11 protein-coding genes are annotated in these 11,522 nt (G+C 66.7%); 5 read left to right on the forward strand and 6 right to left on the reverse strand.

What is annotated here, in order from left to right; all coding sequences use genetic code 11:
- Positions 1 to 52 precede the first annotated feature (52 nt).
- The gene (locus tag HALKA_RS0110830) at positions 53 to 1,945 is read right to left on the reverse strand and encodes a DEAD/DEAH box helicase (protein ID WP_018258011.1); all 1,893 of its coding nucleotides are present in this window, start codon (positions 1,943 to 1,945) and stop codon (positions 53 to 55) included.
- Positions 1,946 to 2,086: 141 nt separating this feature from the next.
- A complete protein-coding gene (locus HALKA_RS0110835) occupies positions 2,087 to 3,145 on the reverse strand; it encodes a glycosyltransferase family 4 protein (RefSeq protein WP_018258012.1) in 1,059 nt (352 codons plus the stop codon).
- A 123-nt stretch (positions 3,146 to 3,268) separates the two neighbouring features.
- Between HALKA_RS0110835 and HALKA_RS0110840 the strand changes: the two genes are divergently transcribed.
- Entirely contained in the window at positions 3,269 to 3,997 is a 729-nt protein-coding gene (locus HALKA_RS0110840; RefSeq protein WP_018258013.1) for a Yip1 family protein, read from the forward strand.
- Positions 3,998 to 4,008: 11 nt separating this feature from the next.
- On the opposite strand, the gene HALKA_RS0110845 is transcribed toward HALKA_RS0110840, so the two are convergent.
- A complete protein-coding gene (locus HALKA_RS0110845; protein WP_018258014.1) occupies positions 4,009 to 4,842 on the reverse strand; it encodes a hypothetical protein in 834 nt (277 codons plus the stop codon).
- Between the two features lie 151 nt (positions 4,843 to 4,993).
- On the opposite strand from HALKA_RS0110845, the gene HALKA_RS0110850 reads away from it, so the two are divergent.
- Positions 4,994 to 6,784, forward strand: a complete 1,791-nt coding sequence (locus HALKA_RS0110850) for a S9 family peptidase (protein ID WP_018258015.1) — start codon at positions 4,994 to 4,996, stop codon at positions 6,782 to 6,784.
- 34 nt (positions 6,785 to 6,818) lie between these two features.
- On the opposite strand, the gene HALKA_RS0110855 is transcribed toward HALKA_RS0110850, so the two are convergent.
- On the reverse strand, positions 6,819 to 7,004 hold the full coding sequence (locus HALKA_RS0110855; RefSeq protein ID WP_018258016.1) for a hypothetical protein: 186 nt from the start codon (positions 7,002 to 7,004) through the stop codon (positions 6,819 to 6,821).
- Positions 7,005 to 7,482: 478 nt separating this feature from the next.
- Here HALKA_RS0110855 and HALKA_RS19495 point away from each other — a divergent pair, with 478 nt between their 5' ends.
- The gene (locus HALKA_RS19495; RefSeq protein ID WP_018258017.1) at positions 7,483 to 7,956 is read left to right on the forward strand and encodes a hypothetical protein; all 474 of its coding nucleotides are present in this window, start codon (positions 7,483 to 7,485) and stop codon (positions 7,954 to 7,956) included.
- 146 nt (positions 7,957 to 8,102) lie between these two features.
- Here HALKA_RS19495 and HALKA_RS0110865 read toward each other — a convergent pair whose 3' ends face one another.
- The gene (locus tag HALKA_RS0110865) at positions 8,103 to 9,161 is read right to left on the reverse strand and encodes an NAD(P)-dependent glycerol-1-phosphate dehydrogenase (protein ID WP_018258018.1); all 1,059 of its coding nucleotides are present in this window, start codon (positions 9,159 to 9,161) and stop codon (positions 8,103 to 8,105) included.
- Between the two features lie 141 nt (positions 9,162 to 9,302).
- Between HALKA_RS0110865 and HALKA_RS0110870 the strand changes: the two genes are divergently transcribed.
- The gene (locus tag HALKA_RS0110870) at positions 9,303 to 10,241 is read left to right on the forward strand and encodes a hypothetical protein (RefSeq protein ID WP_018258019.1); all 939 of its coding nucleotides are present in this window, start codon (positions 9,303 to 9,305) and stop codon (positions 10,239 to 10,241) included.
- 67 nt (positions 10,242 to 10,308) lie between these two features.
- Positions 10,309 to 10,431: a hypothetical protein gene (locus HALKA_RS22140; protein WP_018258020.1), complete on the forward strand. Its 123-nt coding sequence runs from the start codon at positions 10,309 to 10,311 to the stop codon at positions 10,429 to 10,431.
- Positions 10,432 to 10,458: 27 nt separating this feature from the next.
- Here the strand turns inward: HALKA_RS22140 and HALKA_RS0110880 are convergent, their stop codons facing one another.
- Positions 10,459 to 11,445 (reverse strand): NAD-dependent epimerase/dehydratase family protein, encoded by a 987-nt coding sequence (locus tag HALKA_RS0110880; RefSeq protein ID WP_018258021.1) that lies wholly within the window; start codon positions 11,443 to 11,445, stop codon positions 10,459 to 10,461.
- Positions 11,446 to 11,522 lie beyond the last annotated feature (77 nt).

The raw sequence follows: 11,522 nt of genomic DNA on the forward strand, positions 1-11,522 counted from the left end.
TCGTCGCTCGACGGAGCGAGCGACAGCGTGCGCCACCGCATCACAGGAGAGATTACTCGTCGCCTGCGTCGTCTTCCGCTCGACCAGAGCGCTCCCCGACGGCCTCGGCGTCGCGCTCGGTCACGCGGATCCCCTTGGAGGCGAGGTGGCGCATCTGCTGGCGGACGAAGTCCTCCTCCTCGGTGCCCCGCGTCGCGAGCAGGTAGAGCTGTGCGTCGCCGACGGGGCGCATCGTCCGGCCGGCCCGCTGTGCGCCCTGTCGCCGGGAGCCGCCCAGCCCGGAGGCGACGATCGCCAGCTCGGCGTCGGGCAGGTCGATCCCCTCGTCGCCGACCCGAGAGATCACCAGGGTGTCGCGCTCGTTCCGGCGGAAGTCGTCGAACAGCCGTTCGCGCTCGGCGTGGCGGGTCTCGCCGCTGACGAAGGGCGCGTCGAGTTCCGCGGCGATGGCCTCCCCCTGGTCGAGGTACTCGACGAAGACGAGCGCCTTCGCGTGGGGGTGTTCGGCCAGCAGATAGCGCAGTTCCTCGATCTTCGCTGGGTTCGTCGCGGCGGTCTGGCGGCGGCCGTGGCCCACGGCGGAGACGTACTCGTCGGCGGCCGCGTCGTCGCTCCAGGGGACCAGACGAATCTGGACCTCCGGCTCCTGGACGAAGCCGGCGTCGAACAGCGCCGACCAGTCGGTGCCGATCGGCGGCCCCACGAGCGTGAAGATCTCCTCTTCTCTGTCGTCTTCTCGAACCGGCGTCGCGGTCAGTCCCAGGCGGTGCTTGCCCTGCAGGCGGGCGCTGCGGCGGGCCACGTCGGCGGGGATGTGCTGGACCTCGTCGTAGACGATCAGCCCCCAGCGCCGTTCGTCGAACAGCTTGCGGTGGCGGTCCATCCCGGCGGTGCGGTAGGTCGCGATCGTCACCGGCCGGATCGCCTTCTCGCCGCCGTGGTACTCGCCGATCTGGCTCTCGTCTAGGTCGGTGTGTCTGAGCAGTTCCTCGCGCCACTGGCTCGCCAGTTCGCGGGAGGGGACGAGAACCAGCGTCTCGCCGCCGACGGCTTCCATCACGCCCATCGTCGCGACGGTCTTGCCCGATCCCGGCGGGCCGACGAACACGCCCGACCCCTGCTCCTGGAAGCGCTGCACCCAGTCGGCCTGGTAGTCCCGCAGCGGCAGGCCGAGTTCGACCGACAGCGCGTCGCCGTCTTCGAGGTCGCGGTCGTCCCGGACCGGATAGCCCGCCTCGTACAGCGTGCGCTTGAGCTGGGCGGTCAGCTCCTCGTTGACCCACGACTCCGAGTCCGAAATCGGCGCGCGCAACACGTCGTCGTCGAGCTTCTGGCGGGCGACGTTGCCCATCAGGTCGTCGTTCTCGGCTTCGAGGACGGTGTAGCCGTCCTCGTGGGTCACTAGCCGGAACTTCCGGGCGCGTTCCCACTGGCTCCGAACCCACTCCTCTAAGTGTTCGGAGCGCTCGCCGACCACGTCGTGGATCGTCGCAAGCAGGTCCGAAAGCGACTCGTAGGGTGCCTGCCACACGTCCTCCTCGCGGAGCTCGTAGATCGCGCCGCCGGAGCGGTTCGTGTCGACGAGGTGGGCGAACTGCGAGAGCTGTGCGCGGGTGAACTGGTCCGCGTGTTCCACGACGATCTCGTGGCGGTCCGGAAAGAGGATCACCCGCTCGCGGTCGGTCACCGCGTCCAGGTCCGGCGGGTAGTAGACCGCCTCGGCACCGGCCACGTCCTGGCGTTCCAGCTCGGCGTCCTCGCTCAGCCGCGCCAGCGCCTCGCGGGCCGCGTCGGCGGCGAGTCCGGTCTTGGCGGCCAGTTCCGCGGCCGTGAGGTGTGGTTTGCCGACCGCGTCGATGGCGTCGTACACGTCGGCGACGGTCACCGTTCCGGGCTGGTCGCCCGCGTCGTCACCGCCGGCCTCGGCGTCGTCCTCTGTGGTCACTGGGGATGGGTATCGGCCCGACGAGTAAACGCCTTGTGTCACGATCGGCGACCGTCTCTCATACGGACGGTTGTAAGCGTTTACCCAGTCGACCGCACGCAGTCGTGCGGTCGATCTGGTAAAGACCTACAACTTTCCGTATCACAGCAGGCCGTGGGCCTCGATCAGCCGCCGGTAGTGTTCGAGATACTGCTCGCGGACGGCGTCGTGGTCGTACTCGGCGAGCGATTCGTCGATCGTCTCGTGGGGGTAGTCGCCGCTCGCGACGATGGCGTCGGCCATCTGCTGGGTGCTCGTGACCCGGAAGCTGCGCTCGCGGTGTTCGATCAGCTCGTGGGCGCTAGAGCGGGCCTGATACTCGACGATGCCGATACAGCCACAGGCGAGTGCCCACAGCAACTCGCTGGCGAAGTACTCCCGGTAGGCCGTCTGGACGAAGACGTGTGCGCCCCGGTAGATGCTGATTCGTTCCTCGCGGTCACAGGCTCCGACGAACTCGACGCGGTCCTCGATGCGAAGGTCGCGGACCTGCCGCTCGTAGTCCTCGCGGTAGGGGCCGTCGCCGACGATCTTCGCCGACCAGTCCCGTTCCCGGAGCTCCGCCAGGCCGAGCAGGAGGCTCTCGACGTTGGCGCTCTCGTCTAACGGATGGGCGAAGGCCACGTCGACGGTCGCTGCGGGATCGGTGTCTCGGATCTGTCCCATGTCGATGCTCTCCGGGACGATCGCCGTCCGGTCGCTGCTGGCACCGTGTTCCCGGACGGTCGTCCGGACCATCTCCGACGGCGTGACCACGCAGTCTGCGCTCTTTGCCGCGCGGTCGACCAGTCGTGTGCCGCCGATCGCCTCGTCGCCGAACCAGTCGACCAGCACTGGGGCGCGCGTGATCGTCCCGCCGACACTGGCCCCCACGACGCCGCCGGGCGGGCGCGGACTGGCGTGGATCACGTCCGGCGGGTGGCGCGCGAGACGAACGGGCAGGCGCGTCGCGAACGCTGCCGCGTTCGGCGTCGCCGTCACCGCGCGGTAGGTGATGTCGTCGGGCTCGAAGGTCCGCAGGTCGCTGTCCCACCAGCGAGCGCAGTAGATCGTCACCTCGTGGCCCCGCTCGGTCAGCTGCTGGGCGACGCGTTCGAGCCGGCGGGCCCCCTCTGTGTCCCGGTGGTGGGTCGTCTCCATGGCGACGAACGCGACGCGCATACCTGACGGTCAACGTGGCCCGTGAAAAATCCAACCGTTGCCGGGGCGTCTGTCGGTCCCGCGACGTTCGCTCTCTCATCGGAATCCATAAAGCATTTCATTCGTCTCCGCAGCCGTCCGTACATGGCCCCGCGAACGCCCCTCCTCCGCCCGGATAGATACTTCGCAGACCGCGAGCCGACGTTCGATCGCGGTCTGATCGTCGCCGCGCTGGTCGTGGTCGGCACGCTCGTGATGGTGGCCGGGCTCGGCGCGGTCTTCTCGGCGAAGATCGACGGCACCGTGATGGTCGACAATCCGGACCGACCCTCCGACCAGTTCTGTGACGGGCGGATGAACGAGAGCTTCTCCGAGACGAACGCCACCTTCGGCTGTGACGAGCCCGCCGAGATCGAGCGCAACATCGACACGATCATCGACGACGCGATGGGACAGTTCTACGGCCCGCTGCTCGTCGGTGTCCCGGTCGTTCTGTTCGTCGTCGCCGGACTGCTCCATCTCGGAACGGCACTGGCCGGCGGACAGGGCTCGTTCGGCAATACGCTGACGGTCGCCGCCTGGGGCTTCGTCCCGGCACTGGTGACGATGCCCCTGGCGATCGCGGCGCTGTGGGTGACGATGGATCCCATGACGATCAGCCAGGGGATGGAGCCCGCCACGTTCCAATCGACGCTGCTCGGCCAGATCGAGAACTGGACCCCGATCGCGCTGGCGTTCAACGCCGTCGGCTCGCTCTGGGGAGCCGTGATCTGGGGGTTCGGACTGGAGCGTGGTCGGAACGTCTCTCTGATCGGGGCAGCTATCGTCTCCGGTAGCGTCGCGTTCCTGCTGTTCGTCGTCGGGTTGGCCTAGCGGGCTCGGCGTTACAGTTTGTCCGCTGGGTCGGTCGGGTGTGCGATACTCCACGCGTTCGCAGCACCCAGACTCAGATTGACCGAGAGGCCACCGGCACCGCCGGAGATGCCCTGTATCGACGAGGTCGGCGAGCCGGCGAAGGTGTGCGTGTACGACCCCCAGATCGTGCTCGGTTCGCCGTCGTCGCGCAGCCGGAACTTCGCGGTCAGGCTCGCGGACGCACTGGGCAGCGAGTCCCCGGCTGCGGCACCGAAGTCGTTGTGATTGACGATGTCGACCGTCCCGGCGAGTGCGTCCTGAGCCACGTCGTCGGAGGTGAACTTCGCCGAGTGACGTTCCGTCGCGCCGACGCTCGGTTCCCCGACCGGGGCCCAGTCTCCGTTGATGTACCCGATTCCGATGGCGTCGTCACACCACCAGGAGTTCCGGATGGTGCGGTTGAGCCCCTCCAGTGTCATCCCGACCGCGACCCACACCTCGTCGCCGCCCGCGTCGCTGACGCCGACGACCAGCTCGGAGTCCGAGTTTTCCGGATCGTTGTACGTGTACTCCGGTTCCACGTCCTGTTCGGTGGCGGTGTCGTTCGTCTCTGCTTCGACATCCGCCTGCACGTCCTCGTTGACCTGGAACTCCCGTGTCGCCTCGACCGACGGCTCCAGTCGGAAGCCTTCGAGCGCGCGAGTCGCGCCCTCGGACCCGTTTCGCACCAGTCCCTGGTGGAACGCCTCGCCGACTACGTCGGTCGTCGGTTTCTGTGACTGTCGCTGCGCAGTGACAGCGCCGGTGGCTCCGACAGTCGCGAGCGAACCTGCAGTGAGGAGGAATGTCCTTCGGTTTGGCATTGCGATCTTTGATTCCGATGATAGCCATAAAATACTTCTAGATTACATATCTATTATTTTATTTCTAACCAATATACATATGTACTCTCAATAGTGTGGTCACTGCAGCCAGCGCCAAACCGTTATACTCGCGCTCGCCCAGACATCTGGCGTGTACGATCTCGAACGCTATCTCAACGTCAGATCTGCGACCGGGGCGACGCTCGGGCCCGACGGACAGCTCGCCTTCCGGATGGACACGACCGGCACGTTCCAGCTCTGGAACGTCGACGAACCGGGCGGCTGGCCCCAGCAGCGCACCTTCTACGGGGACTCCGTGTCCTTCGCTTCGTACTCGCCCGAACGGCCGGAGCTGATCTTCGGCAAAGACGAGGGGGGCGACGAACGGATGCAGCTGTTCCGCCTCGACGCCGACGGCACGATCACGTCGCTCACCGACAGTCCGGACGCCAAACACCGCTGGGGCGGCTGGAGCCACGACGGCGAGCGATTCGCCTTCGCCTCGAATCGCCGCGACGAAAGCGTCTTCGACATCTACGTGCAGGGCCGGGACGACGACGAGGCCACACTGGTCCACGAGGGCGACGGCTGGCTCACCGTCGGCGGCTGGTCGCCCGACGACACGAAACTCCTCGTCGGCGAGGCCCACTCGAACGTCGACCAGGATCTCTTCGTCCTCGACCTCGAATCGGGAGATTTCGAGTACCTCACGCCCCACGACGGCGACGTGCGCTACGGGAGTGCCCAGTGGGCACCCGACGGCGACGGCGTCTATCTCGTCACCGACAGCGATGCGGACCTGCGCTGGCTGGCCCGCCTCGATCTCGACGGGACGCTCCGCGAGGTCGTCTCGGACGACGACTGGAACGTCGACGGCGTGTCCGTCGACGTCGACACCGGACGGCTCGCCTACTCCCGGAACGTCGACGGCTACACGGACCTGACCGTCGGACAGTTGACCGACGAGACCACTATCGAGACGTTTCCGACGCCGGAGCTGCCCGGCGGGATCGCTGGCGGCGTCTCGTGGGGACCCGACGCCGAGCGCTTCGCGGTGACGGTCACCGGCCGGACGGTCAACACGAACGTCTTCGTCGTCGAGACCGAGACGGGCGAGGCCACCCGCTGGACGCACGCCTCGACAGCCGGCATCCCCGACTCGACGTTCGTCCCACCGGAACTGATCCACTTCGAGAGCTTCGACGGGCGAGAGATTCCGGCGTTCTTCTCGCTGCCGCCGGCCGAGGTCAGGGCCGACGACGGCGTCCCGGTGATCGTCGACATCCACGGCGGTCCCGAGAGCCAGCGCCGACCCTCCTTCTCCGGCCTCCAGCAGTACTTCCTCTCGCGTGGCTACGCGCTGTTCGAACCCAACGTCAGGGGATCGAGCGGCTACGGTACCGCCTACATGCAACTGGACGACGTGGAAAACCGGCTTGACAGCGTCCGAGACATCCGTGCCGGCGTGGACTGGCTCCACGAGCATCCGGCGGTCGACTCCGACCGACTGGTGGCCAAGGGCGGCTCCTACGGCGGGTTCATGGTGCTCGCCGCGATGACGGAGTACCCAGACCTCTGGGCCGCGGGCGTCGACGTGGTCGGCATCGCGAACTTCGTCACCTTCCTCGAAAACACCGGCGACTGGCGTCGCTCGCTCCGCGAAGCCGAGTACGGCTCACTGGAGGACGACCGCGAGTTCCTCGAATCCGTCTCGCCGATCCACAGCGCCGACCAGATCGCCGCGCCGCTGTTCGTCATCCACGGCGAGAACGACCCGCGGGTCCCGGTCGGCGAGGCCGAACAGATCGCCGACGCCGTCCGCGAGCGAGACGTTCCGGTCGAACTGCTGGTCTTCGACGACGAGGGCCACGGGATCGCCAAGCGAGAGAACCGGATCGAGGCCTACACGCGGGTCGTCGAGTTCCTCGACGAACACGTGTAGTGTGACTTGCTGACCTCTCTTCTGATTGCTTTGGTCAGCTTTCGACGTAGCCGTCCGCTGTCTCTTCGAACGTCTTCTGCCCTCCCTGACCGATTACTTCTCCCTCCGGACCAGCGTGGAGGGTGTAGACTTTCGCCGGCCGCTCGTTCCACTCGATCGTCGTCTCGTACTCGTAGTACCGGTGCTGTGGCTCTTCGCTTTCCGTCGGTCGTGCAGTCATTTCGAGCACGGAAAACCGCTCCTCGTCTCCACCGCTCGAAGAGGGAGCACAGACGATTTCACACGGTGGCAGCTCCGCCGACAGGGTTCCTCGAAATACCGTCTGGTTTCCGCTGTCGCTCAAGATGTTGACGGTGTTTGTGCGCTTTTCTTGACCTTTATTAATAATTTTTGTTGATGTATCTTGTGTGTGCCCAGAAGATTTGCCTGAGGAGAGACAGCCACTGGTACCGACCATCACAGCAGATATGCCGCATAGTACTGCACGTCTGGTATTAAGAAGCATACATTATTCAATTTTATAATACTGATATTGATATACTTATCACCTTCCTTTCAGATTATAGTCACGGCCGGCAGTCTGAGGCGACGTTCGCTCTGGAACTCCCACAACGGCCCAACTTGGTGGGTGAACGGGGCGTTCTCACGTCTCGCAAACGACTGGCTGCTTTTATTGGTGTCGCTGACGAGTACGACGTATGGAATCGGTGGGTGGATCTCGGGACGTGATCGGTAACGGGATCGAGTTGCTCCAGCAGCGCCACGGCCCCTTCCCGGTGAACCAGACGACGCTCAGTCTCTCTCCCGACGCGTACGACGCCGCCGTCGAGCGCGCGTGCGACGGGTTCGCGGACGTGTACGTCCGGGTGGAGAACGACGACGGCGAGGTGCTACACGTTCAGGGTGAAGACCGCAGACGGGTCCCGCGCTGTGTCGGCGGGAGCGAGACGCCCCTCTCCGAGCGGGCGCGTGACGCCGTCAAGGACGCGACCGGCGTCAGCTGTACGATCGACGGGATCGTCCGCGTCACGATTGCCGGCGTCCGCAACGCCGAGGACACCGACGCCGAGACCGTGTACCGACTGCTCGTCCTCGCCGACGCCACCTACGACGGCGGGCAGGCCGAGCGCGGTGTCTGGCGGGTCGACCCGAAGATCCCCGAATTCGTGTAGATCGGTACCAGATCGACCGTACGCAATCGTACGGTCGACCGGGCAAACTGCGACAAGAGGCCGTCTCATACTGCCGGCTGTAACTTCGTGAAGATCTTCGCCACTCCGGGGTGGCGAAATCGTTCACAGATTTACAGCCGGTAGTATCAGATAACGCCGGTCACGGTCGCCGCCTCGCGGGCGGCGGCCTCGCTCATCCCGTCGCCCAGGATCGTGTAGCGGTCTCGGATCTCGTGGGCGGTCGTCAGCGCTTCCAGTACGGTGTCGTCGTCGATCCCCAGCTCGTCGGCCGTCGTGGGCGCGCCGATCGATGCCAGCGCGTCGCGAACGTCGATCCACTGCCCTTTCGCGCCGCTGTGGAGGTACTCGGTCATGATCGAGCCGACGCCGACCTGGTGGCCGTGGAGCGCGGCGTCGGGCGCGATTCGGTCGAGCTGGTGGGAAAAGAGGTGTTCAGCGCCGGAGGCGGGCCGCGAGGAGTCGGCGATCGACATGGCGACGCCGGAGGAGACCAGCGCCTTGACGACGATCCACGACGACTCTTCGAGTCCCTGCTTGATCGAGCCGGCGTTCTCGACGAGCATCTCCGCGGTCATCCGGGCCAGCTCGCCCGCGTACTCCGAGTACTCCACGTTCTTCAGCCGGTGGGCCAGCTGCCAGTCCCGCACTGCGGTGTAGTTCGAGATGATGTCGGCACAGCCCGCGGTGGTCAGCCGCCAGGGGGCTTCGGCGAGGATCTCGGTGTCGGCGACGACGGCCAGGGGCGGCTCAGAGGCGACGCTGTGGCGCGTATCGCCCTCCGGGACCGAACCGCGTCCGGAGACGATGCCGTCGTGACTGGCGGCGGTCGGCACGGAGACGAAACCCAGGTTCAGCTCGTCGGCGGCCATCTTCGCGATGTCGATGGCCTTTCCGCCGCCGACGCCCAGCAGATAGCCGGCGTCGACCGAGCGGGCGGTCTCGATGACCGACTCGACAGCTTCGAAGCTGGCCTCCTCGACGATCACCTCGGCCGGATCTGCGTCGGCGTCCTCGAACTGCGCGACGACGCGCCCGCCGGCCACGCTGTACGGCGTCGGGCTGGCGACGATCAGCGGCCGCCCGGAGAGGTGGATGTCCTCGACGGCCGCGACAGTCTGGTCGAGGACGCCGTGGCCCACCACCACGTTGTGGGGGAGCCTGATCCAGCTCGTTTTGTCGAACATACCCGTGGGTGGTCAGCCAGGCGTGAAAACACTTGTCGTGGCCGGCGGTCGCTCCAGGACGGCGGGTCGGTCGAGCGACCGACGCGCGCACTCGTCGACCGACCCTCCGTTTTTTATCGGGTGGGACGGAACTGAACGGCCATGGCAACGACGGGCCCACTCGACGAGACTCCCCGCCCGCTGGCCACGGAACTACTGATCGTCGTGGCGGCGCTGCTGGCGGTCCAGCTGTGGACCGGGACGCTGTGGAAGCGGGTGGTCGGTCCCTCGGTCCGGAACCTCCCGCTGGCCGACGCGCTCGGTGTCGACGGTCTCGGTGCCTTCCTCGCGAGTTCGTTCGTCTACAGCGGGCCGTTGGTCGCGAGCGTCGTCGTCATCGCGGCCGTCTACGTCCGTACCAGAAACCTGCCCGTCGGCACGGCGCTTCCCGGCAGATCGGATCTGGCACTGGTCGCACTGGCCGTCGTCACGCCGGCCGTCCTGATCGGCGTGACGGACCTCGTCGGTAACGTCACGAGCGTCCCGTTCAAGACGCTCGTGCTCACGGCCTACGCCGAACGGGCCGCGGTCACTTTCGTCGCCGCCACGACGCTCGCCAGGGTGTTCGTCGCCGTTCCGCTGGCGCTGGTGCTCAACCAGGTCCTCGTTCAGGGGAGCGTTCGATCGATCACGAGCAGTGACACCGCGATCGCCCTGACGACGTTGCTGGGCGCGTTCGTGCTTGGCGATCAGGGACTGGTCGGCGGCATCGGCGAGACCTCGAAGTACGTCGGCGTCGGCCTGTTCGCGCTCGCGTCGCTCGCTGTCCACGTCTCCAGAACACGCTTCGATGCGGGGTGGATCCGGGCCGTCGCCGCCGTTCCCGCGGTGCTGTTCGTCGTCCTCTCTGGGGTCCAGTGGGTCGCCTCGATCGACTCCATCGCTGCCGGACTGTACGGGCTCGCCAACCTGGCGACGCTCGGCGTGGCCGCTTACACCTACGAGCGGACGGACTCGCTGCTCGTTCCGGCGCTCGCGTACGCGTCGCTGCTCGTCACCAGCGAAGCGATCGTGTTCCTCTTCGAACCGGGCCCGCTCTGATAGCGACTCGGCGACGAACCGGTAACCACTCTATAACAATCCGTCCAGATCTCGAAGAACGGGTGTCATGTCCTGTGTCAACTGCGACACCGACACGCGGGCGTACACACTCAGAGCCCACGTTCGCGACGCCGACTCGGACGTGGACCTGGCGTTTTGCTCGACGGACTGTCTGGACGAGTGGGTATAGGGCGAGACGCTCGGCGCTGTCGCCGGCTCACTCGCCGAGCGACGCCAACAGCGCCGTCTCGTCGGCCCGGTCGGGCCCCTCGCCTCGCCCCGTGCGCTCGCTCTCGCGGTGTTCGTCGACCGTCGCCGCCAGTGCCGCCTCGTGTGGCGTCGACGACCAGCCCAGCGAGCGCAGCTTCGCCGTCGAGAGCAGGTGTGGCGAGGGCCGATACAGCGGGAACTCCGTCGATTCGAGTCCGACACGCCTCAGTTCGCGCTCGCTCACCGCCACTCGTTCGACCGCGGTGTCGCAGGCCGCTGCCAGCAGATCGACCCACTCGCCCAGCGTCGGGACGTGGTCGTCGCCGACGTTGTACGCCTCGCCGGCAGTGCCCGACTCGGCGACGACCCGGAGCGCGCTGGCGACGTCCTCGACGTAGACCAGCTGCCAGAGGCTCAGCCCGTCGCCCGGCACGGCGACGCGGTCGTGGTTGTCCACGCGATCGATCCAGTAGTCGAAGCGCTCGGTGTAGTCGTGTGGCCCGTAAACGACGGTGGGGCGGACGCTCATGGCGCGTACCCCGCGCTCGGCCGCCGCGAACAGCTCGCGGTCGCCCTCGGCTTTCCGCGGCCCGTAGGTCGCCGCACTGTCGGTCGTCGCCTGTTCGGGCGTACACTCACACAGCGGCGTCTCGTTCTCTCGCTTCGGGACGCGCTCGACGCCGTAGGACGCGCCACTGGAGACGTAGACGTAGGCCTCGGCGTCGGCGAACACGTCGGTCGCGACGCGCACGTCCTCGGGGAAGTAGGCCACGCAGTCGATCACGGCGTCGGGGTCGACCTGTTCGCGAACCGCTTCGAGGTCGTCGCGATCGCGTCGGTCGCCCTCGACGTGATCGACGCCGGGATCGTCTGCGAAGGGATTGGCGTGGTTCCCGCGGTTACAGATCGTCACGTCGTAGCCGTGCTCGCGGAACTCCTCGACCGTCGCCCGGCCGATGAAGCGCGTCCCGCCGATGATCAGCAGCGAGTCCATACTGGCAGGTCGAGCGGCGACGGAAAAACGGTTGGTCCTACGGGTACCGACTCGCGTGGTGCGTCAGGAACGGACTG

Source organism: Halomicrobium katesii DSM 19301, from assembly GCF_000379085.1.
Lineage (GTDB): Archaea > Halobacteriota > Halobacteria > Halobacteriales > Haloarculaceae > Halomicrobium > Halomicrobium katesii.